1 rRNA gene is annotated in these 212 nt (G+C 48.6%); it reads right to left on the bottom strand.

The features are described from left to right. Positions 1-62: ribosomal RNA gene (gene rrf, locus G9G57_RS25585) — 5S ribosomal RNA — on the bottom strand; the annotation flags it as partial. Positions 63-212 lie beyond the last annotated feature (150 nt).

Raw genomic sequence — 212 nt, 5'->3', positions numbered from 1 at the left:
GAGGGCTTAACGGTCGTGTTCGGGATGGGTACGTGTGGAACCCCTCCGCTATCGCCACCAAACGCTTGAGAGTTTGAACTCTCAAAACTGAGCAACGAGTGAGTAACAGGCCTAAACCTGAGTTTTAAAGCTTACGCTTCATATTTGAATGTTTCCATTGCAGGAAACGATTCTCCATAGAAAGGAGGTGATCCAGCCGCACCTTCCGATAC

The sequence above is a fragment of the Paenibacillus sp. EKM211P genome, assembly GCF_011066175.1.
Classification (GTDB): Bacteria; Bacillota; Bacilli; order Paenibacillales; family Paenibacillaceae; genus Paenibacillus; species Paenibacillus polymyxa.
The sequence above is the reverse complement of the archived record's forward strand: the minus strand, read 5'-3'. Positions and strand labels throughout refer to the sequence as shown.